A 21,509-nucleotide genomic window follows, 5' to 3' on the forward strand; every position below is an offset into this window, starting at 1 on the left:
TTTTAATAATTTTAGGAATCGCGTATTAGCTTGCTGGTCTGATTAGATAAACTTATAACCATAAGTTCAGGAGAGCCTTCTTGTTTTTCAATTAAAGGGTTGATGATGCGGTACACCGTCATGTGGCTGGGAGACTTGACCCCTAATTCGTGAGCTTTTGCTTGTACTCTTAGGAAAACCTGCTTCGGGGTCATCCGTTTACTGCCCTTATTTCCTTCCCGATAGGTTGTGAGAATTAAATCTTGCCAGTCAGTATCAACTCGGTGCTTACCTTTATCAGAGCGTTCAGCTTCAACCAGACCCGACAGCCCTTGTTCTTCCCATTTATCCACTAACCGCCGCACCGTCCGCACCGACTTGCCCAGTTTTTGAGCAGCTTCTTTAAGCTTTTGGGCATACGTGGCGCGATCGCCTGCCTCCATAAGGCTTTGAATCACTTCGATCTTGAGCTTCGCCTCGTCGGAAAACTCAGAGGCGATGGTATTGGCTTCTTTGAGGTTGCCCCTCTCATCTGGAATCGTTTCTGAGGGATGAGCATTAGACATAAACGTTAGTGTTTGATTAAAACATAAATGTATTTTAGGCGGTAAAACTGTGACAGTCAATGTGTTAACTTTGATTGTAATCCAGAATTTTCCACTTTCAGGCAAATGACACTTAATTAGTTAAATATCTGGAATTAGACATTTAATTTGTTAATGCAGTGGGATGCAAGGTGGAGGGAGAACAAGAAGTACAAATCGTTAGAACCGTTGCTGTGTAGGGGTTTTCGTTGTTCGCCGATTTGTGTCACGAATTCGTTAATGTGACAAATAATTTGTTACTGTACAACAACTTGTTTCTACAACCAAACTGCTAGATTTGGCATTCTCAATTAGGAATGACAGAATATGTCTAGGTCAGAGATTTAGTATCAGTCGCCACGTTTCGTCGAGGCTGTTGCTGAGCAGTTGCGTAGTTTGCATAAGGAATGAGAATTAAATAACTTCCACTCTTGAAAGTGGGACGGGCGGGACGCCCATCCCACAATAACAATTAAAATTGTAAGTTATTTAATTCGCGATCCTAAGTTTGGTGTTAAAGAAACGCTAGCCCGATTCTCCTAGCCACCATCGCCATCCGTAAACTGATCGCAAGCAAGCAGAAAAAGAAAGAGAACAACTGTTAGAACGCGATCGCCTTGCACGATCCGAAGCAGAAGCCGCTAACCGGATTAAAGACGAATTTTTAGCGGTGCTGTCCCATGAGTGGCGATCGCCCGTTTGCTTAAACACTGAATGACTTAGGTTTTGGGCATATTATATCTTAATTCCCTAACAATAAGTGGCATAATAGCTAAATAGGCAGGACTAACCGCAATGAATGTAGAACGTCGTACAAACTCCTTGAATGATCGAGAAGAGCTTACTGTAAATTTTCCTCAAGAGCTATGTACTGACTGCCAAGCACTCGAAGCACGACGATTTGCGGTGATAGTCGAGCACATGGCTGAGGCTTTTATTTCTATTAATTCAGAGTGGCACTGCACCTATGTCAACCATAAAGCAGAGGAGCTTTTAAACAGGAAGCGGCAACTCCTGATAGGCAAAAATATATGGACTATATTTTCGGTCGATCTTACCTCTGAGCTATATAAGTATTGTCATCGAGCGATCGTAACGCCAACGGCGCTCGAGTTTGAAGAACACTACCCCTCACTCAACAAATGGTTGAGAATTCGCCTCATCAAGAGTGAAGATGGGTTACTTATATACTTCCAAGACACTACTAAAACATCTCAACTCGATCAACAATTAAAAGCCGAAATCGCCAATTCGCAGCAGGTAGAAGCCAATCTTCAGAAAGAACAGGAGTTTTTGAAGGCAATCCTCAACAACGTTCAAGCTGGCATTGTGGCTTGCGATGCCGAGGGCATATTGACGGTATTTAACCAAGCAGCTAAAGATTTTCATGGAGTACCTCAGCAGCCAGTTCCACCGGAGCAATGGGCCCAGTATTATAACTTGTATTTGCCCGACGGCAAAACACCTATGAATACAGAGGATATTCCCCTGTTTCAGGCATTGCAAGGACACAACGTTCGTGATGTGGAAATGATGATTGTTCCGCAGCAGGGAACTGCGCGAATGCTGTTAGCCACTGGACAGCCAATTATTGCAGCAAACGGCGAAAAACAGGGTGCAGTTGTCGTGATGCACGACATTACACAGCGCAAGCAGGCAGAAACGGTTCTGCGCGAACGTGAAGCGCAATTATCGAGCATCTTCCAAACTATTCCTGATGGCATAACTATTCTAGATTCTACCGGACAGATTATTGTCGCCAATACGACGGCAGAACGGATGTTGAGATTGACTCGCAGCGACATAAAGGAGCGAGTCTATAACGATCCATCCTGGTTCATTACAACGGTGGATGGTCATCCTTTCCCAGAAGATGAACTGCCGTTGGCGCGGGTGATGCAAACAAGCCAGCCTGTGTATGGCATTGAATATGCAATTAACCATGCCGATGGCACCCGCACAATTCTCTCGTTCAATGCTTCCCCTTTGTTTAACGCAGAAGAACAAATTATCAATATCATTTCTGCTTTCAGCGACATTACTGAACGCAAGCAAACCGAAGAAGAACGAATACACCTTGTTCAAGAACAGGCAGCGCGTGCTGTAGCGGAGAATTCTCAACAACAATCAGCATTTTTAGCCCAAGTGAGTGCTGTTCTTTCGTCTTCACTGGAGTATGAACAAACTCTCCAAAGCATTGCAAAGCTGGCAGTTCCTTATTTTGCAGATTGGTGTAGTGTCGATCTAGTGAATGACGATCGCACAATTGGTCGGGTTGCAGTTGCTCATTCAGATCCCGATAAAGTGAAGTTTGGCTGGGAGTTGGCTCAACGCTTTCCCAGACATCTCGATGATGGGTATGGCATTGCTAAAGTCATACAAACAGGACAGGTTGAAATAGGGATTGAGATTACAGATGAACAGTTAGTTGCCACAGTGTCAAATGCTGAATACCTGGAAATCTTACGTGGAGTTGGGTTAAAGTCCTGCATCATTGCACCGCTACAGGCACGCGGGCGCGTGTTGGGTAGTATTACCTTTGTGTTTACTGAATCCGATCGCCACTATTGCCGGGAAGACATTGCCCTGGCTGAAGATTTGGCTCAGCGAGCAGCGATCGCCATTGATAATGCTCGTCTCTATAATGAAACACAACAAGCGAAATTAGCCGCCGAACTCGCTGCTAACCGGACGGCTAGACTGCTGGCGGTGATGACAGGTTTGTCTGAATCGCTAACCTCGGCTCAAGTGGCTCAGGTCATTATTGAACAGGGAATGTCCGCACTGGGAGCAAGTTCTGGTTTGGTTGCGGTATTAAACCAGGATGCAAGCGAGCTGGAGATTATTCAAGCGATCGGGTATGAGCACGTAGGAGAATTTCCGCGCAGTTTTTCAATTCATGCACCCTACCCTCTGGCAGAAGCCGTGCGAACTGGGCAACCTGTTTGGCTAGAAACTATCGAAAACCGAATTGCCCGTTATCCTGATTTAGCCCAAGCTTATGCCCAGATTGGTTCAAAAGCCTGGATTTCAGTGCCATTGTTGATAGAAGGACAAGCCGTGGGTGGGCTATCGCTAAGTTTTTCAACCGTTCCCCGACTTTCCGAGAGCGATCGCGCTTTCGTTTTGGCGCTGGCACAGCAGTCGGCGCAGTCGATCGACCGAGCACGGCTCTACGAGTCAGAATCGCAAGCACGGACACAAGCAGAAGCAGTTAACCGAATTAAAGATGAGTTCTTAGCTGTCTTGTCCCACGAATTGCGAACTCCGTTGAATCCGATTCTGGGTTGGACTCGACTGCTGCGAAGGGGAACCCTAGATTCTGGCAAGACGGCGGTAGCTCTCGAAACAATTGAACGCAACGCCGAGTTGCAAGTTCAACTGATTGAGGATTTGCTGGATATTTCTCGCATTCTGCAAGGCAAGCTGAGTTTGGAGTCTACTCCAATTAATTTGAAAACAACAGTTACAGCCGCGATCGAAACAGTTCGTTTAGCCGCCGAAGCGAAAAACATTCAAATTCAAACTCAGCTAGAACCAAATGTCGGCGATGTGTTAGGAGATGCTACCCGATTGCAACAGGTTGTCTGGAATTTGCTCACCAATGCCATTAAGTTCACCCCAACTAGAGGTCGAGTTGAAGTTGAGCTAAAAACGATTGATTCCTATGCTCAAATTCAAGTCAGGGATACAGGAAAAGGGATTAAGCCAGAATTTATTCCCTATGTCTTTGACACATTTCGACAAGCCGATAGCAGTATTACGAGAACATTTGGTGGGTTAGGGCTGGGATTAGCGATCGTGCGTCACGTCGTTGAGCTACATGGTGGAACTGTCAAAGCCGAAAGTTTGGGAGAAGGACAGGGAGCAACATTTACTGTCACACTTCCCTTATTAGCCAGAAGCAATCAGGTAAATAGTGACCACAAGGACAATCGAACACTCAATGCTCACACTTCACCCTTGGCTAGATTATGTATCCTGGCCGTCGATGACGAACTAGACAATTTAGAGTTAGTTGAATTTATCTTGGAGCAAGCGGGAGCCACCGTGATCTCTGTATCTTCAGCAACGGATGCGCTACAACAACTCAATGAATTTAAGCCAGATGTTTTGATTGCTGATATTGGAATGCCACAAATCGATGGCTATATGTTGATTCGTCAAGTCAGACAACTATCCACACAGGAGGGAGGAGAGATTCCCGCGATCGCCCTGACAGCGTATGCAGGTGAGACAAATCAACAGCAAGCACTAGCAGCCGGATTTCAAAGGCATCTTCCCAAGCCTGTTGCTCCTGAAACGTTAGTGGAGACAATTGAGCAATTACTTCATCAAATTGATAGAATTCATCTGCGTTAATCTGTGTTTATCTGCCCTCATCTGCGGTTAAAAAAAGAGAATTTATTAACCGCAGAGGACAAAGGATTGACGCTGATTAACGCAGATCAAGAGAAGAGAGATAGGAATAATTCCGATCCTAACAGATTTAAAGGGAAAAACCCCCTGATAATTTACCTGCGACAGCCTTGGGCGATCGCCCTTAACACCGCTAGCCGTACTTCTGGATGAGATTTCTCAAGCCCGTTCGCCCGAAAAACCCAGTGTCCGCCGCCCGCGTGCTCGATCGCAATTTTCTGACCGTCAGGCAAAACTATTTGCCACCAATTCAATACACTGGCTTTAATAAGGTGGCACTGAATTTCGTTCAGTTGAACCTCCATTAATTTCAGTTGACGCATGATTGGATTTTGGGCAGATGACTTCATGATTTTTCTCATTAAATGAATTCGACTGTTTCTCGGCTTTGATTTCACTTTGCCGATTTTTGAACTTAACTTCACCTTCCGAAGTTTTTGGCTTAACTTTCCCTTCCGAAGTTTTCGCCTTAACTTCCCTTTTACCACCTTTAGGCTCAACTTTCACTCCAAAACCTTTAGACTTAACTTTTCCTGGGGCAGAAGTTGAAGTCTGTTCCGTGGCCGGCTTCTTAAACTCCGCGTCTAATTGGTCTAAAATCTCCTCTTGTTCGGGAGTGTGTTCCGCTGGCTGCTCTAAATTGCTGGGATTGTATTCGCCAACCAACCTTGCCAAGAATTCCGAAATTGACAGTCCGGCTGCGGCTGCTTTTTTCGTTAACAGGGCGTAAGTGTCGGTTTTTATCCGAATTTGCTTGAGCCGGAGGTTGGGATTGTTGTCAACTGTTTCGGCAATAGTTACTGCGGTAATCCTTTCTTTTGGTATGACATCGACAACTTCTTGCCACTTTTCCTGTAAACGACAGTCGCCATATTGGTCGGTAATTGCGTGTTTGAACAAAGGGACAACTTGAGCAACGCAGCTAGGCAAAATCTCAAATCCGGCTTTAATTAAGCGCAGGCAAATACTCGCAGCTTTGATAATTTGTGTGCAGTAAAAATACTGCCTACCTAATGCTTGTTCGCAGTAACTTTTAAAAGTTTTGAACTTGTCTTTGTACAATCGCAGCTTTCGGATGGCGTCCAGCATGATTCCTTGACGCACGTAGTCGAGGAATCCCCTTTTTATTTCGCCTGTCAGGTAGTCTAAATCGTGAAAGGGAGATTGATTCTGGATTTCTTCTTCAAAGTCTAGCAGCGGGCCTGCAAAGTGAAAGTTGGAGGCGACATCGCCTAGGTAGAAGTTGTCAATTGATGTGGACATGATCTGGAATGGTTCGAGAAAGGGCACGATAGCACGGAAGTTGTGCGATCGCAAAGTTGAAGTTTTGGTCTAGATCTTTGATACAATTTTGAGTTGGGCTGTCTTGTGAGGTCGATCGACCTTTTACATGGCATCACCTCAAGGCGGTTATTCAAAACTGCAGGTTTTGGCTGTTCGGCCTGACCGACCAGCTTTTGTTCTGTCACTTGTGTCTCATTATGAGATGTCAATTTCAATTTGTCAAGTATGACATCTCAATTTGAGATTTATGTTACAATGTCATCAAGAAAAGAACGAAGACAGGAGGGCAATTCACCATTGGAAGCCCTAAGAATCAACAAAACAGACTTATCACAAGATGAGTTTGCTTTTAGATGCGGGATTCCCCGGGCCACGTATCATAGATGGATATCTGGAGCTACAGAACCAAAATTTTCTCTCTTTCAGTTGAAAGCTATTTGCCGAGAACTAAAAATAGAAAAAATCGATGAACTTCCAGAGAGCTTTGGGCCGAATTAGCAATTAAATTAAACCAACAGTTAAAAAATTATTACTGCTGATACAATCTTGAGTTGGGCTGTGCTGTGGGTCGATCGACCTTTTACATGGCATCACCTCCTCGGCGTTGAGAAAAAAGGGGCTTGAGGTATGCGCCCTTGCCCCAAAAAAACGCTTGGGTATGCAAGCACAATTGATAGACACGAAAAATCAGGCGGTTATTCAAACCTGTATTTTGACGAAATTAGGCTCGCCCAACCGCTTTCCTATGTCCTTATTCGTAGTTTAGTCAGACTCACTGCTTTTGTCAAGGGTAAACTACGAAATATTCTGCACCATGAATCAAGAAGTACGGGATTTATACGAAATGAGCCTTGCAGAAATTAGAGAATACAGGGGCTTTAGTCGCCGAGAGCTTAGCGAGCAACTGACGGGGAAAGTCTCTGAAGATACTTTGTATTCAATAGAAAAAAGAAAACAAAAACCCAGAGTTGATACTGCAATAGCCATCTGTACAGCCCTAAATATTAGCTTGAAACAGTTCTGTCACTCGATCGGGCTAGATGTTTCAGGGCTTGTTGATGATTACGTACCCCCTCGGGGCAGCTAACAAACAGAGCTAAATCATGGTCTTGATATTTGATACAATTTTAAACTGGGCTGTGAGGTCGATCGACCTTTTACATAGCACCACCTCCTCGGCGTTGAGAAAAAAGGGGCTTGAGGTATGCGCCCAACCCCCGAAAATACGCTTGGGTATGCAAGCACAATTGATAGACACTACAAGTAAGGCGGTTATTCAAACCTGGACGTTTTGAATGTTCGGCTCGCCCGGCCGCCTTCTGTCATGTCCGTCACTTACAACTTTAGTTGGATAATTCATCTTTGTCAACTAAAGTTGTACAACTTTAGTTTAAATGAATCAAGATATAGACTATCTCAAACCAGAAACTATTCAAGAAGCTATCCAATTGGCTGAAGCTACTCAGGAACAACTAGCCCGAAACCTAGGAGTTTCTCTAAATACAGTGAACTCCTGGGTTAATTGTCGGAAAATGCCACGGGCGGATAATTTCTTCGCCCTATGCCGGGAGTTAAAGCTTTCGCCCAAAACTGTCGCTAGATTGCTAGGCATCGATATCTCCAACATCCCTGACGATATCCCTTTGATAAGATCGCCCTCATCGAACGACAACTAACCCGCAGGGGTTCGGAAAAGTCTAGGGAAAGGGGCTTGAGTCATGCACCCAAGCCCGGAAAATACTAAGGGTATGCAGGCATAATGGGTAGAAACTACAAATAAGGCAGCTCGCTAAACCAAAGCGTTTCCACCGTCCGGCTAAAGCAGTCGCCTTTGTGTTGTCTCTATCTTTAACAAGGATACTTGTAAACAACTCGGTTGTCAACAAGTTTGCTTGTAAATTTCCTATGATATGCCCCGAAAGAAACAAACTCAAGAGTCCAAAGATATACCAGCACTGCAAATCTTGCGGGAGGCTGTTGGTTTATCGCAATCGGCCTTAGCCAAACAAATTCCCGACAAAACCCGCACAAAAACCCTAAGCCAACAAGCAATCAGTAACTGGGAACGAGGACTAGACCAACCCGAACTGACCATTGCTCAAATGAAAGCTCTTTGCAAAGCTTTGGGAAAAACCCTTAACGATTTGCCTGACGACTTAGGCCCACCAAATCCCGACTGACAACTAAAAAGTCAAAAAGCCCGATCGACCTTTCATCGATCAATCCGTAATTTTCGCTCTCAGAGCTTTAATCTGCCCTCGCTTGGTTTTGCTGTCGAGACGCTTGCGCTGGGAACTACGAGTTGCTTTGCTGGGTTTGCGCCTTTTCGGTATGACGATCGCGCTTTTAATCAGTTCTTGCAGCCGTCTCAAAGCCTCCTCCCGGTTTTGTTCCTGGCTGCGGTGTTCCTGCGCTTTGATGACAATCACACCTTCGGAGGTGATGCGCTGGTCGTTGATTTGCAACAAACGCTCCTTGTAGCGATCGGGCAATGAGGAAGCTGGGATATCAAAGCGCAAGTGAATCGCACTCGCCACCTTATTTACATTTTGCCCCCCCGCGCCTTGAGAGCGAATCGCACTAATCTCGATTTCGCCATCAGGAATAAACACAGTATTAGAAATTTGTAACATGATGAATAAGTGAAATTAAAGATACTGAGAAAGGAGTGCATCTTTTATATATAACTTACTTTGGTAGATAAGTTATTTACAATTCTTAGCTGTCAGGATGAATTCGATGAGTTTTTTTCTATCCCATAACTCTACATCGTTTGATTTAGCAAGTTTGCAAGCATTTTCTGTAAATCTGTTGTTTGTGATGACTCTTCCTTTATTTCCTTTGTAATGTCTGACGGCTCCTGCTACTTCTTGAACTGCTTTAATCCCAACTGGATTTTTGCTTCTTTTCGCTTGAACCACAGTTTTTGAGCCATCTTTGTATAAAATTAAATCCGCCCCATAATCTTGACTATCTTGAGTTAAAGTAACACCATAACCAAAGTTGCTAAAATGGACATCTAGAAATCTTTCAAACTCTTTTCCCGTCATTTCATCCACTTGTAGAATACCACTGTCTAATAAACGCTTTTTTTCCTCTTCTTCTGTCCATGTATCCAATACCGATGTCGCAATCACACCGAAAACTGCAGCGGCTCTGACAATAAAAGATTTCATAAAATAACATTTTTTAAAAGGAGTAGTTATGATGGTAGCAGATTTGCTCAGTATAGTTATCTACTAAGACAGCAATTAAGATCACAAGGACATTGTGATCTTAATTACTGATTCTTTTAGATCCCCAATATTGGACTGGGGCTTTATGTCTGCACTCAAGTTCAAGTATGGTTCAAAGAGTCAGGCAAAAGTCAAGGGATTTTATAGTTTAGAACTGTAACAAAACTTTAATCACACCCCAACTGGAGTTTTAGAAAAAATTAATGCGGATACCGTGACAATGGGCAATGCTGTAGCCTAAGATCGCCTTACATTGTCAGTATCATCTCAAGGCGGTGAAAAATGGCAGATATCAACGGCACGATGATGCAATATTTCCACTGGTACATTCCCGATCGAGGAACCCTGTGGGATGAGGTGAAAAATCAAGCGAAAGAATTGGCGGATGCGGGTTTTACGGCACTGTGGCTGCCCCCAGCTTACAAAGGAATGGGCGGGCAAAGCGACGTTGGATATGGGGTTTACGACTTATTTGATTTGGGAGAATTCGACCAAAAAAATTCAATCCGCACCAAATATGGTACTAAGCAGCAATATTTGGATGCGATCGCAGCCCTGCACCAATCTCATGTTCAAGTCTATGCCGATGTAGTTATCAACCACAAAATTGGTGCAGATGCAGCAGAGATATTTAAGGCAACTCCTTATCCTTACCACGATCGGCTAAATCCCAAAGGTTGGTTGCAAGAAATCAAAAGCTACACCAATTTTAACTTTCCCGGACGCCAAGGTAAATATTCCCAATTTGAATGGCACTGGTGGCATTTTGACGCAGTAGACTACAACGAATACAATCCAGACGATCGCGGCACAGTCTATTTGATAGAAGGGAGAATGTTTGATGACTATGTGGCCCTAGAAAATGGCAATTTTGCATATTTAATGGGGTGCGATCTGGATTTCCAGGATCAATGGGTACGAGATGAAATTACACGCTGGGGTAAGTGGTATCTCGACACAACAGGTGCCGACGGTTTCCGTATAGATGCAATCAAGCACATATCGTCTTGGTTTTTTCCGGAATGGTTGGATGAAATGGAGCGATATGTCGGCAAAGATTTGTTTGTTGTAGGTGAGTATTGGGCACCCAATATCGATATCCTGCACTGGTATGTCGGTTCAGTTAAGGGCAAAATGTCAGTTTTTGATGTGCCACTGCATTACAACTTTCATTACGCCAGCCAACAGGGCGGTAACTACGATATGCGGCGCATCTTAGACGGTACAATGATGCAGCAGCAACCGACTCATGCAGTAACGTTTGTCGAAAACCACGACTCCCAACCGCTGCAAGCACTTGAATCTGTCGTAGAACCGTGGTTTAAACCTCTTGCTTATGCGATTATTCTATTGCGAAGAGAAGGTTATCCCTGCGTTTTCTATGGCGATTATTACGGTGCAGAATATGAAGATTGGGGGCGTGATGGCAATCGGTATAAGATTTTTATGCCGTCTCATCGATCGCTAATTGACAAGTTTCTTCATGCTCGCAAACACTTCGCCTACGGCCCTCAATATGACTATTTAGATCATTGGAATACAATTGGCTGGACGAGATTGGGCGATGGGAAACATCCACAGGCAATGGCAGTAATTATGAGTGACGGCCCGGAGGGTTCCAAGTGGATGGAAGTTGGTAAACCTAATGCTAAGTTTGTGGACTTAACAGGGCATATTCAGGAACCTGTTTCTACTAACGAGTGGGGTTGGGGCGAGTTTCGCTGTCAAGGCGGTTCAGTATCCGTGTGGGTTCAGGAATAAGATGTATTGGCAGTAATCTGATTGTCTAAGCTGTCGCGCATTTAAATTGTAGATTGAGGGCGGGCGGGACGCCCACCCCCTACTCCCCACAAGACTTTAAATTTTTTTGACATACCATTTAAATGCAGAACAGCTTATCTGTAAGGTGCGCCGAAACGCACCCTACAAAAATTAATTAATCGGTAGTACCGGTTTGCAGCGACTCTTTAGCAGTCTGCGTCCACTCAGAGTGGAAGAATTCGCCGCGCGGTTTGTCGGTGCGTTCGTAGGTGTGAGCCCCAAAATAATCACGCTGAGCTTGCGTGAGGTTTTGCGGCAATCTTTCGCGCCGGTAGCTATCGAAATAGTCCAGCGAGGCGCTAAATGCTGGCACTGCAATCCCCAGTTTGCTAGCAGTAGCTAACACATCTCGCCAAGCGGATTGGCGATCGAGAATGCTCTGTTTGAACTCCGGCGCTAACAGCAAATTGGGCAGTTCGGGATCGTCCTTGAAAGCTGTTTTAATCTTGTCCAAAAATCCAGCCCGAATAATACAGCCACCCTTCCAAATTCTGGAAATTTCGCTCAAACTTAAGTCATAGTTGTACGACTTCGAGGCCGCGCTCAAAAGTGCCATACCTTGCGCGTAGGAGCAAATCTTCGAGCAGTAAAGCGCATCTCGGACTTTGTTCACAAACTCTTTAGTATCGCCTTCGTACTTGCCGCTAGGCCCGGTCAGTTCTTGGGCAGCGTTGACGCGCTCGTCTTTGTAAGAAGACATGATTCTCGCATTCACAGCAGCGATAATTGTGGGAATGCTCACGCCCAATTCCAAAGCACTCATAACAGTCCAGCGGCCGGTGCCTTTTTGACCGGCTGCGTCCATAATTACCTCAACTAAGGGTTGCTTAGTTTCCGGGTCAATGTACTTGAAAATGTTAGCCGTAATTTCAATCAAAAACGAGTTGAGTTCGTCTGTGGTATTCCATTCGGCAAAAACTTCCTGCAACTGCTTGCCGTCCAATCCACCAACGTTTTTGAGCAAATCGTAGGCTTCAGCAATGAGCTGCATATCCCCGTACTCAATGCCGTTGTGAACCATCTTCACGTAGTGACCAGCGCCACCGGGGCCGATGAATGTGACGCAGGGGCCGTCATCTACTTGAGCCGCAATTTTGGTGAGAATTGGCTCTAGTAGGCCGTAAGCTGTTCGCGTGCCACCGGGCATCAAGCTAGCACCATTCAGCGCGCCTTCTTCGCCGCCGCTGATGCCCATGCCAACAAATCCCAGTCCCATCGATTCTAAATCTTTGGTGCGGCGTTCGGTGTCGTCGTATAGCGAGTTGCCGCCGTCAATAATCATGTCGCCCGGTGACAGCATGGGTTTGAGCTGGTCGATGACCGCATCTACGGGTTTCCCAGCTTGCACCATGACTAAGATTCTGCGCGGGGTTTCTAGGACATCGACGAATTCTGTCAGAGTCTTGGCGGCTACAATGTTCTTGCCGGGGGCGCGTTGGGCCATGAAGTCGTCGGTTTTGGCTGCTGTGCGGTTGTATACAGCCACGGAGAAGCCTCTGCTTTCGACGTTGAGCGCTAGGTTTTCGCCCATCACTGCTAGACCGATTAAACCAAAATTTTGCTTTGTCATGCTAATAACCCGCTGGTGGTTCCCGCTTGATGATAGGTTTGCGAGAGAGGAAAGCGAGGCGGGGTGTACCGCTTTCCGGTGGACTAAAAGTATTGGACAATAGACCTAGGAGGTTTAGGTTTATTTTTATATTCTCAGAATTGCTGTTTGGTAAATCAGTAGGGTTTTTTTAAGATTTAAGGGATATTAATGACGCGGACAGGTGATGATAAGGCAGGTATTATCTCGATCGCGGTAACGGTAGATACAAACAAGCGGACATTTTAAGGAAAATTTAGGAGACTGTTGTGACTATGGAAGATTTGCAGTATCTCGCGGCCTGGGTGAAGGAGCAACACGCTCGCGAGTATATTTTGACTTGGCTGCTGAGTCAACAGGGGCTGTGGTGGTCTGATGGGGATATTTATCAGGCCGTTTTGCAAAAGTCGGGAAAGCTTTTGAAAGCTTATGTTCAAAAAAGGCAAGCGGGAGAGTTATTTGAGGGAATTTCTGAGAAGTTGGGAGGAGATGAGAATTGGGATGATTTGGCGGCGAGTTTGGCACGGATTCTTGCGGTTTATCAAGAGGAATTATCGCATTTGCAAGAGCGCGATCGCCGGGGGGATGGGGTAAAAAAAAATTTGATTAGCCAACCGTTGACTGGAGATCCTTTGCCGCTTTTGGAGGTGCAGCAAGCTTTGCCTGATCCTTATGCGGATACGTTGACGGGGAGATAATTGCTCATCATTTTTGTGGATGGAGGCTCATCTCAGAAACCGGGTTTCTTCCCTTATTTCTCGTACTCAACCCAAATTGTCGCAGAAACCCGGTTTCTCGCCACTTGGGCGACAGTTCTGGATCTAGATTCAAGGATTGAGAATAGGTGTAAGATCTAGAAGAAATCCGGGAAGTACATCTTCACCCGAAAGTGTAGGCGGTTGGTCAAAAGAGAAATTAATCACTTCTGCTACATCTTCAGACAACCGATAGATTTCTACTAAAGGCGTTTGCGGGTCAATTAGCCAACCTAAGCGACAGCCGTTTGTTCGATAATACCGCATTTTAGCCCGCAATGTTTCTAGGGAATCACTTTGCGATCGCAATTCTATTACAAAGTCCGGGCACAGGGGAGGAAATTTGCGCTTATCTTCTGCGGATAATGCTTCCCAACGTTCTAGGAGTACCCAAGCAGCATCAGGGGAACGCTTCGCACCGTTGGGTAATTGAAAGATAGTGGAAGAGTCAAAGACTTTTCCTAATTGAGTCTGACGATTCCACAAACCGAGTCCCAGGTTTAGATCGGAATTTCTGATGCCGCTTTCACCGCCTGTTGGAGGCATAATAATTAGTTCTCCTTCGGGGGTTTGTTCTAATCGCCACTCTTCATTAGCGATGGACAATTGATAAAATTGTTCGTCGGTTAAAGCGACGGCGGCAGGTAGGTTGAGAGTTATAGTTTCCATCGTTGATATTATTGCCAACTAGGTTGGTTTTATTATAGATCGCACTTGCCGACTATTTTCTCAAAAATATCGCACGCTCAGAAACCGGGTTTCTTCCGATATTTCTCGTGCGAGGCGGAAAATTGTGGCAGAAACCCGGTTTCTCGCCACGCAGCTAATCCCAGGAACCGGGTTTCTTCCGATATTTCTCGTACTCAACTGAAAATTGTCGCAAAAACTCGGTTTCTCGCCACCTAACGAGAGAAATTAGATGGCAAATCCGCGATAATTGATCACAATCACGCGCGCCCAATTCCCCACGCTAACCCACAAGTCCGCCGGGGGTTGAAAACCCCCGTCTCATAGCAAAAGTCCTCTCAAAGAGGACTGAAAGACACATTTTTGAACAAGCATTGCAATATCTCCCCAGTCGGTTTCAACTGAGATGTTGCACCATTCTCAATAAGCTTTTTAGGAACAGGCAAGATGCCTGTTCCACAAGAAAATTCACTCTTTGTGGAACAGGCATCTTGCCTGTTCTTGACAATGGTGCAAGATCTCAGTTTCAACCGACTTTCGCTATGAGACAGGGGTTAAAACCCCTGGCGGACTGTTTATTTAACTCTAAATATAGCTGCTAGCTTGACGGGTGAACATTGAGCAGTAAATTCCGTTTGATGCTATCAATTCGTCGTGAGTTCCTATTTCTGCTATTTTACCGTTTTCCATGACGGCGATACGATCGGCAATTTTTGCTAATCCTAATCTGTGACTGATGACTATGGTTGTTTTGCCGGCGGCTATTTGGCGGAAGATGCTGTAAATTTCGTGTTCTGTCTTGGGGTCGAGGGCGGCGGTTGGTTCGTCAAAAATGAGCACTTCGGCTGTAGAAAGCCGCATTAAGGCGCGGGCGATCGCAATTCTTTGCCATTGTCCCCCCGATAAGTCTATGCCGTCCTCTAATTGTTTCCCCAAGGGAGTCTCTAAACCTGCAGCAAGACTATTGACTTTTGCGCTAATTCCTGCTTCGGAAATAGCTTCGTTAATTGCGGTGTCATCTGACAGGGAAAGCAAGTCGCCGAAACCGACGTTTTCGCGGACTGTGGAGGGGAAACGGGCGTAATCTTGCATAACGACGGCGATGCGCGATCGCACGTATGCTAGAGAGTACGATCGCAAATCTTTGCCGTTCCAGGCGATCGTACCACTTGTCGGGTCGTACAGGCGACCGAGGAGTTTGCCAAGGGTTGTTTTACCCGCGCCATTTTCACCAACAAGCACTAGCATTTCACCCGGATTAATCGTTAAATTGATATCTTCAACCGTGCTTTTATTGCTGCCGGGATAGCAGAAAGATAGATGCTTAATCTCGATGCCAATTTTATCTTTTGTGGGCCGGGAATCTTGCGAGTCTTCTGGTAAACTAGGCAGGCGAGATGCTACATCCACAAACGGAGACTGCAACTCTGGCTTTAGTTCTAACAGTTGAAAAATCGGAGTAACACCGAGAGAGATATCGTACAAATTAGCATAATTGCCTATAAGTAATTGCAAACTTTGCTCCACCTGAACAATCAAACCCGAATAAAGCGCCAAATCTCCCAAAGTATAGCGACCACCCAAAGCTCCCATTACCACATAAACAAATGGCAAAGCTACTCCGATTCTACTAAACACTGACCACAAAAGTAAAACAATTGCTCCTTTTTTTCGGATTTGCTGCATCTCGCTAAAAAACTGCAAAAACTGACCCTGCCAGCGTTTGAGCCAAAGTTCTTGCAACCCAAACAAACGCAATTCCTTAGCATATTCTTCACCCGTCAAGACTCTAGCGGATAAGTTCATCTCGCGGCTGATTTTAGCTTGCTTTCTTTGAACTCTCCAGATGATTTTGCTATATTTTCTTTGGATGTAAATTGAGGGACAGGATGAAATCAACATCACCACTGGCACCCACCAAGCTATCGCTGCAGCAAGGCCTATCGATGGAATAAATATAAAAATTCCCGTGATGGTCATGCTGATGGTAAATGCTAGTTGCTGTATTTTGAATACTCCGGTTTTTGCGAGTTCTACTATATTTAATAGTTCCGGGTTTTCAAACAGGGCAATATCGTCGAAATTAGCGACTTTTTCGAGGACTTTTCCTTCGACAAAGCCTTGAACGCGATCGCGCAAAGATGTCGCTGCAAAAGAGCTCATTGTGTCTAGGGCATCGCCGACTAACCTAAGACTTAAGACTCCGGCAATACTCCACAGCAATATTGGCCGGGAAAGCATCAAAGCAAGGGGCTGTGCTGTTTGGGTTTGCGACAGCAACCGAGATACTTCATCAATGATTAATTTATCTAAAAAAAGCACGGCAGATGGGGCAGCACCGCCGATGATGTTGAGTATTATTAAATTGCGGAGTTCTATTGGTGCGGCTTTGATTATCAGGCCCAGGCTGCGCCACAGAGCTTGGAAGGTGGTAATTTGGATGGGTTGCATAGTTTGTGGATTGGTGTCTGGTCTACTCATCCCCGGACGGTATATTGTAACAGTATTTATTAACTGTTTGCCAAGCATAGACAGGGCGCAGTATTGGTCTTTATCCTCAATTTTCCCAGGTTGGTTGAAAATTTATTAGTGCATTCATAGCTCGTTCCAAACTGGGGGAAGTAGTCTGTGCTGACGCCACCTGCCAACTTTGATTGACAAACTGGATGAGTTGACCATTGTAGTCTTTACCAATTTTTGCCGTACTATTAGGAGCGGGGACGATCGCCTCCCGCAGATTTCGCTTCTTTGACTTTTTAGCCAAATTGATTAAAAGCTGCTTGGGGTCAGGAATTCGATCCGCATCGCCAGGAATCAAGTCTACTGAAATACCCAGAAATTCGGCAAATGCCGATCGATGTGCAAGTAACCACGCTTCCACTTCTTTAACAGCAATCCGAAATAGCAGATTAGGATGTTTTGGTTGAGTTAACCACTCCGAAATAATTACTAACGGGCATTCTGCATTATCCAAATCAGTTAATACTAAGTATGGCATTCCCTTGGCCGCATGATTTAATCCAGAAATAATCTTTTTAATTTTGCCATAACCTCTCTGATTCAAGCAGTGTCCCACTGAAAAGGGACGTTGAGATTGTTTGAGCATTTGTTTAAGAACTGCTTCACTCAGTACATCCTCAAACACTAGATTGATGGGAATATCTGTCATTTGAATAAACTGAGTTGTTCGATCGCGGGCGGTGCTGTCAGAGGAAGTGCAGCATCAGCTATACTTAAACCTCCTTCTAATAGCATTTTGATTTGTTCATTACTTGAAGCAAGTTTTACCTGAGTTCCTTCAGGAGTCGGTGTCATTAGCAGCACCTCTTCGCCGCCAATGCCTTTGTCTGAGAGTAAATCAGCACTATGGGTACTGAGAATAACCTGTCGCTTTCTCGGACGCTGAAGGCGATAAATCAGAGAGGGTAGATTACTAACAATAGCAGAATTTAAGGAAAGTTCTGGTTCTTCTAGTAACAATAATGAATCGGATTCTAACAGTGACCAGAGTAAACCAATTAACCGTAACGTTCCGTCAGAAAATTGGTCTTCCCGTTGTTTTCCTGCTCCGGGCCGCCAATGTTCGTAAACAGCTTCCAAATGCGGAACTCCCATCACATCTTTGGTATCTGTGAGGTTTTTCAATTGTGGGACAGCCAGCTTTAAAGCATCTTCAATTTTTTTTAATCGCGATTTTCTGGTTTTTACGGTAGTTTTAGCAACTCGCTCTAAAAAAGTTCTCCCAAAAGGATCTTCGGAAAGTCCAGGGGTAGCAAAAGTTTCGGGATGGCGAACTAACTGAGGAATTAAATGTAAATATAAAATCGATTCTAAAAATTTAGAAATTTCTCTGAATTCTGCATTGGCATTAATTTGCTCTAAATAAGTCTGGGTGAGACGTAGCTCATCGTTGTCATCTTCTTGAGTAGGGCGATTGACAATTTGCTCCTCGCCTTTCCAAACTCGTTCGTAGGCAACAATCGGCTCATTTTTGCCGCCTTTTCTATGTTTAATTCCCAGCCCATACCTCCATAATGGCTGTTGAGCATTAGATTCGGAAAGGTGAATTTCTATTTCTACATCTGGATAACGGCGCGCATAAAGACTGCGAATTTTTGATACGCCACCTCGATCGCTCACGGCTTTCTGCAATCCGCCTCCTGCTTTAGCCAGATCCCGCAAAAAGCGCAATGAATCGAGAAAGTTTGACTTACCACAAGCATTAGGGCCTACCACAAAAACGCGATCGCGCAAATCAACATTCACTGACTGAAAATTGCGCCAATTTTTCAGATCTATATGGGAGATAATCATACTGATAAAATTTCCATTGTTCTTGTAATACTTTAAAATTATTTCGGTCTTCAGGGGAAACACTATCCTCAAAACCTTTACTTGACAATTTATCCAACCCCTTTGCCGAATTTTTTGGATATTTTTTTGGGATTTCTCTAACCCGTTAACATCTTTGCTACCCTAGAAATGAATTTTATCTAGCCACAAAGGAATCACAGACGATCGCCCTTTCCATCTCAAACTCTACCAGATCGAGCGATCGCCCTGAATCAATCCCACCATAGCATAAACCGCTTTATGCCAAAACTATCCAAATGTCAAACGCCGCACCGTACCGTCATCTGTAAATCGCTGTTCGCCAACGCCAACAACTTCCACAATAACTTCGCGTTCTGATATCAAAAATTGACCCTCGCGCGCGGCAATTTCAACGATGATTTTTTCCCCTTCCAAATACACCTTGTAATTAGTCGTAGCCCAGACACCTTTTTCATGTTCAAAACTATGTCCATCGTCCTCATAAAGCGTCCATTCACCGCTTCCGGGCCAAATTCGCATTTTTAATGACTCAAGCGGTTCTTCGCTGACAAACTGCCTCACAGGTGCGATCGCAATTATGCCCCCACCCCGCACGTAAAGCGGCATTGTCTCCAAAGGTGCATAAGCCAAAATGTGCGTCGGGCCCTGATAGCATTCGCCCGTCCACCAATCGTACCAAGTCCCCTCCGGCAAATACACGGCGCGATGCTCAACTCCGGGGCGGTAAACAGGTGCAGCCATCAGCGACGGGCCGAGCAATACTTGATCGTAAAGGTGATAAGTTGTACGATCGCGCGGAAATTGATATAGTAGCGGTCGCAAAATCGGTGTTCCCGTCGTCGCTGCTTCCCAAAACAACGTGTAAATGTAAGGCAACAACTGATAGCGCAAATTCATGTATTCGCGGCAAATCTTCTCAGTGCGATCGCCAAAAACCCACGGTTCGTGCTGCGCCGTACTAATGGCCGAATGACCGCGCATCAAGGGATACAGCATCCCCACCTGCATCCACCGCGCGAACAGTTCAGCCGTTGCATTCTCCGCAAAACCGCCGATGTCGCAACCGACAAACGCCACGCCGGAAAGCCCCATATTGCAAAGCATCGGCATCGACATTTCTAAATGATCCCACAGCGATTGATTGTCGCCCATCCATACCGACGAGTAACGCTGAATGCCCGCAAAACCCGATCGCGTCAGCACAAAAGATCGCTCGTTTGATCGCACTTTTTGCAAGCCCTGTGCACAAGCTTTCGCCATCATTAAACCATACAAATTGTGCGTTTCCGCGTGGGTGGCGCCCTCCGATTCCGGGCCTTGCGGTGCATCCATCGGAAACCAGATGTGTTCGTGGCCGTCGCCAAAAGGCCGTTCTGCGATCGAAGGTTCGTTCATGTCGTTCCAAATCCCCGCAACGCCCATATCTGTAAGGTTTTTGTGCAATGCGCCCCACCACTCGCGCACCTCTGGCCGCAGGAAGTCGGGAAACACCGCTTTTTCGGGCCAAACGTAACCGTGGAATAGCCTTCCCTCTGCGGTGCGGACGAAATAGTCATTTTCCACACCCTGATCGAATACTTCATAATCCCCTTCCGGTTCATACTTGACACCGGGATCGACAATCGTGACAACCTTAAAACCGGCTGCTGTCAAGTCTGCGATCAGTTTCGCGGGATCGGGGAAACGCTTCGGGCTCCAGGTAAAAACGCGGTAGCCGTTCATATAGTCGATGTCGAGGTGGATGACATCGCAGGGAATCGCCCGATCGCGAAATTGCTTTGCCAACTCCCGCACAACGTCCTCGGAGTCGTAGCTCCAGCGGCATTGGTGGTATCCCAGCGCCCATTTTGGCGGAAGTGGCATCCGACCGGTTAACTGCGTGTAGGTGGCGAGAATTTGGGCGGGTTCCGGGCCGTAAATGATGTAGTAATCGAGTTCGGGGCCTCTGGTTTCCATCCGCAAAACTCCCGGTTGTTGGGCGCCGATGTCGAATTGACTCCAAAATGTCGTGTTGAAGAAAATGCCGTAAGCGCGATCGGGATTCAGGGCGATGTAAAATGGGATCGCCTGGTACATTTCATCGCTGAGGGAATTGTAGTCAAGGGCGTCTATTGTCCAGTTTGTCTTGACTTCGGAGAGTTTGTCGAGAAAGCCGGTGCGTTGGCCAAAACCGTAGAAGTGTTCGTCTGCTTCGATGCGTTTCCAGCCTGCGGTTGCGCCTGTGCGCCATCCCATACTGCGATCGCAGTCGCTAGCAAAGGGTTTTCCCGATTTGTCAAAGCATCCGATGGAAGTGCGATCTCGCTTTACGGAAATCAATATTTGTGATGTTTCAATTTCTATTTTTTCGTCTGTTTCTCGTACTTCAAATGGTATAATTTCCCACTCTTCGTCAGGGACTGTTATTGAGTGCGATCGGCTTTTGAAGTCACCTGTCGGGGACATTCGTACTCGGATTAAATTCGGTGCGAGGATGCTGATGTTTAGGGAAGTTTCGCCGCAATTAAAGTGAATTGTGCGATCGGTTTTATTTATGGATTCTACCGAACCGATTGTTGACCAAGGCTGTTCCGTTTTTTGCAGTTTTCCGAAGTATTGCGGCATATACGATTTGGTAATTGGTAATTGGCAATTGGTAAACCGATCGTGCAAGCCGCAGTTAACTGCCGTCATCTAGCTAAAGGATGAATATAACTTCTCAGCATTTCAACTCAATTAACAAATGCGGTAAAATATACTTCAGCCCTACCGTGGCTAGCAGAATAAGCTACTATAAAAAATGAAACAGGTATCAATAAACCCAGTCAAAAATAACTGACAC

At 45.5% G+C, this 21,509-nt stretch carries 18 protein-coding genes; 7 read left to right on the forward strand and 11 right to left on the reverse strand.

All coding sequences use genetic code 11. The features are described from left to right. Positions 1-11: 11 nt before the first annotated feature. Positions 12-545, reverse strand: coding sequence for a helix-turn-helix domain-containing protein (locus tag QUA83_RS02065; protein ID WP_333291117.1), 534 nt, complete (start codon positions 543-545; stop codon positions 12-14). 813 nt (positions 546-1,358) lie between these two features. Between QUA83_RS02065 and QUA83_RS02070 the strand changes: the two genes are divergently transcribed. Beyond that, positions 1,359-4,925 (forward strand): PAS domain S-box protein, encoded by a 3,567-nt coding sequence (locus tag QUA83_RS02070; protein WP_333291118.1) that lies wholly within the window; start codon positions 1,359-1,361, stop codon positions 4,923-4,925. Between the two features lie 152 nt (positions 4,926-5,077). Here the strand turns inward: QUA83_RS02070 and QUA83_RS02075 are convergent, their stop codons facing one another. Together QUA83_RS02075 and QUA83_RS02080 are read right to left on the reverse strand one after the other, a co-directional pair. After that, positions 5,078-5,236, reverse strand: a complete 159-nt coding sequence (locus QUA83_RS02075; RefSeq protein WP_333291120.1) for a hypothetical protein — start codon at positions 5,234-5,236, stop codon at positions 5,078-5,080. A gap of 10 nt (positions 5,237-5,246) precedes the next feature. Next, entirely contained in the window at positions 5,247-6,245 is a 999-nt protein-coding gene (locus QUA83_RS02080; protein WP_333291122.1) for a hypothetical protein, read from the reverse strand. Between the two features lie 276 nt (positions 6,246-6,521). Between QUA83_RS02080 and QUA83_RS02085 the strand changes: the two genes are divergently transcribed. The 4 genes from QUA83_RS02085 to QUA83_RS02100 all read left to right on the forward strand — a co-directional run bounded on the left by QUA83_RS02085 (position 6,522) and on the right by QUA83_RS02100 (position 8,446). Next, a complete protein-coding gene (locus QUA83_RS02085) occupies positions 6,522-6,764 on the forward strand; it encodes a helix-turn-helix domain-containing protein (RefSeq protein ID WP_293176868.1) in 243 nt (80 codons plus the stop codon). A gap of 316 nt (positions 6,765-7,080) precedes the next feature. Continuing rightward, positions 7,081-7,353, forward strand: a complete 273-nt coding sequence (locus tag QUA83_RS02090; RefSeq protein ID WP_333291123.1) for a helix-turn-helix transcriptional regulator — start codon at positions 7,081-7,083, stop codon at positions 7,351-7,353. Positions 7,354-7,660: 307 nt separating this feature from the next. Then, entirely contained in the window at positions 7,661-7,942 is a 282-nt protein-coding gene (locus QUA83_RS02095; protein WP_333245535.1) for a helix-turn-helix transcriptional regulator, read from the forward strand. Positions 7,943-8,176: 234 nt separating this feature from the next. Continuing rightward, positions 8,177-8,446, forward strand: a complete 270-nt coding sequence (locus tag QUA83_RS02100; protein WP_333128012.1) for a helix-turn-helix transcriptional regulator — start codon at positions 8,177-8,179, stop codon at positions 8,444-8,446. Positions 8,447-8,485: 39 nt separating this feature from the next. On the opposite strand, the gene arfB is transcribed toward QUA83_RS02100, so the two are convergent. Both arfB and QUA83_RS02110 read right to left on the reverse strand, forming a co-directional pair. Next, on the reverse strand, positions 8,486-8,899 hold the full coding sequence (arfB, locus tag QUA83_RS02105) for an alternative ribosome rescue aminoacyl-tRNA hydrolase ArfB (RefSeq protein WP_333291125.1): 414 nt from the start codon (positions 8,897-8,899) through the stop codon (positions 8,486-8,488). A 72-nt stretch (positions 8,900-8,971) separates the two neighbouring features. Continuing rightward, positions 8,972-9,442: a restriction endonuclease gene (locus QUA83_RS02110; RefSeq protein ID WP_333291127.1), complete on the reverse strand. Its 471-nt coding sequence runs from the start codon at positions 9,440-9,442 to the stop codon at positions 8,972-8,974. Positions 9,443-9,784: 342 nt separating this feature from the next. Between QUA83_RS02110 and QUA83_RS02115 the strand changes: the two genes are divergently transcribed. Continuing rightward, positions 9,785-11,263, forward strand: coding sequence for an alpha-amylase (locus tag QUA83_RS02115; protein WP_333291129.1), 1,479 nt, complete (start codon positions 9,785-9,787; stop codon positions 11,261-11,263). Positions 11,264-11,438: 175 nt separating this feature from the next. On the opposite strand, the gene gnd is transcribed toward QUA83_RS02115, so the two are convergent. After that, positions 11,439-12,893: a decarboxylating NADP(+)-dependent phosphogluconate dehydrogenase gene (gene gnd, locus QUA83_RS02120; protein WP_333291130.1), complete on the reverse strand. Its 1,455-nt coding sequence runs from the start codon at positions 12,891-12,893 to the stop codon at positions 11,439-11,441. 293 nt (positions 12,894-13,186) lie between these two features. Between gnd and QUA83_RS02125 the strand changes: the two genes are divergently transcribed. Next, the gene (locus tag QUA83_RS02125; RefSeq protein ID WP_333291309.1) at positions 13,187-13,609 is read left to right on the forward strand and encodes a hypothetical protein; all 423 of its coding nucleotides are present in this window, start codon (positions 13,187-13,189) and stop codon (positions 13,607-13,609) included. Positions 13,610-13,738: 129 nt separating this feature from the next. Here QUA83_RS02125 and QUA83_RS02130 read toward each other — a convergent pair whose 3' ends face one another. From QUA83_RS02130 to QUA83_RS02150, 5 genes are all read right to left on the reverse strand, one after another. Then, a complete protein-coding gene (locus QUA83_RS02130) occupies positions 13,739-14,335 on the reverse strand; it encodes a Uma2 family endonuclease (RefSeq protein ID WP_333291132.1) in 597 nt (198 codons plus the stop codon). 603 nt (positions 14,336-14,938) lie between these two features. Then, a complete protein-coding gene (locus QUA83_RS02135; protein WP_333291134.1) occupies positions 14,939-16,804 on the reverse strand; it encodes an ABC transporter ATP-binding protein in 1,866 nt (621 codons plus the stop codon). A gap of 106 nt (positions 16,805-16,910) precedes the next feature. After that, positions 16,911-17,522 (reverse strand): hypothetical protein, encoded by a 612-nt coding sequence (locus QUA83_RS02140; RefSeq protein WP_333291135.1) that lies wholly within the window; start codon positions 17,520-17,522, stop codon positions 16,911-16,913. After that, the gene (locus tag QUA83_RS02145; protein ID WP_333291137.1) at positions 17,519-18,667 is read right to left on the reverse strand and encodes an AAA family ATPase; all 1,149 of its coding nucleotides are present in this window, start codon (positions 18,665-18,667) and stop codon (positions 17,519-17,521) included. The genes QUA83_RS02140 and QUA83_RS02145 overlap by 4 nt, the downstream gene beginning before the upstream one ends. A gap of 288 nt (positions 18,668-18,955) precedes the next feature. Next, positions 18,956-21,292, reverse strand: a complete 2,337-nt coding sequence (locus QUA83_RS02150) for a glycoside hydrolase family 31 protein (RefSeq protein ID WP_333291139.1) — start codon at positions 21,290-21,292, stop codon at positions 18,956-18,958. Between the last annotated feature and the right edge of the window lie 217 nt (positions 21,293-21,509).

This window comes from Microcoleus sp. K1-B1 (assembly GCF_036704705.1).
GTDB lineage: Bacteria > Cyanobacteriota > Cyanobacteriia > Cyanobacteriales > Microcoleaceae > Microcoleus.

Excerpts from the sequence above, each read along its gene's own strand:
- QUA83_RS02065 (WP_333291117.1), bottom strand. The coding sequence starts at position 545 with ATGTCTAATGCTCATCCCTCAGAAACGATTCCAGATGAGAGGGGCAAC.
- QUA83_RS02070 (WP_333291118.1), top strand. The coding sequence starts at position 1,359 with ATGAATGTAGAACGTCGTACAAACTCCTTGAATGATCGAGAAGAGCTT.
- QUA83_RS02080 (WP_333291122.1), bottom strand. The coding sequence starts at position 6,245 with ATGTCCACATCAATTGACAACTTCTACCTAGGCGATGTCGCCTCCAAC.
- QUA83_RS02085 (WP_293176868.1), top strand. The coding sequence starts at position 6,522 with ATGTCATCAAGAAAAGAACGAAGACAGGAGGGCAATTCACCATTGGAA.
- QUA83_RS02090 (WP_333291123.1), top strand. The coding sequence starts at position 7,081 with ATGAATCAAGAAGTACGGGATTTATACGAAATGAGCCTTGCAGAAATT.
- QUA83_RS02095 (WP_333245535.1), top strand. The coding sequence starts at position 7,661 with ATGAATCAAGATATAGACTATCTCAAACCAGAAACTATTCAAGAAGCT.
- QUA83_RS02100 (WP_333128012.1), top strand. The coding sequence starts at position 8,177 with ATGCCCCGAAAGAAACAAACTCAAGAGTCCAAAGATATACCAGCACTG.
- arfB (WP_333291125.1), bottom strand. The coding sequence starts at position 8,899 with ATGTTACAAATTTCTAATACTGTGTTTATTCCTGATGGCGAAATCGAG.
- QUA83_RS02110 (WP_333291127.1), bottom strand. The coding sequence starts at position 9,442 with ATGAAATCTTTTATTGTCAGAGCCGCTGCAGTTTTCGGTGTGATTGCG.
- QUA83_RS02115 (WP_333291129.1), top strand. The coding sequence starts at position 9,785 with ATGGCAGATATCAACGGCACGATGATGCAATATTTCCACTGGTACATT.
- gnd (WP_333291130.1), bottom strand. The coding sequence starts at position 12,893 with ATGACAAAGCAAAATTTTGGTTTAATCGGTCTAGCAGTGATGGGCGAA.
- QUA83_RS02125 (WP_333291309.1), top strand. The coding sequence starts at position 13,187 with ATGGAAGATTTGCAGTATCTCGCGGCCTGGGTGAAGGAGCAACACGCT.
- QUA83_RS02130 (WP_333291132.1), bottom strand. The coding sequence starts at position 14,335 with ATGGAAACTATAACTCTCAACCTACCTGCCGCCGTCGCTTTAACCGAC.
- QUA83_RS02135 (WP_333291134.1), bottom strand. The coding sequence starts at position 16,804 with ATGCAACCCATCCAAATTACCACCTTCCAAGCTCTGTGGCGCAGCCTG.
- QUA83_RS02140 (WP_333291135.1), bottom strand. The coding sequence starts at position 17,522 with ATGACAGATATTCCCATCAATCTAGTGTTTGAGGATGTACTGAGTGAA.
- QUA83_RS02145 (WP_333291137.1), bottom strand. The coding sequence starts at position 18,667 with ATGATTATCTCCCATATAGATCTGAAAAATTGGCGCAATTTTCAGTCA.
- QUA83_RS02150 (WP_333291139.1), bottom strand. The coding sequence starts at position 21,292 with ATGCCGCAATACTTCGGAAAACTGCAAAAAACGGAACAGCCTTGGTCA.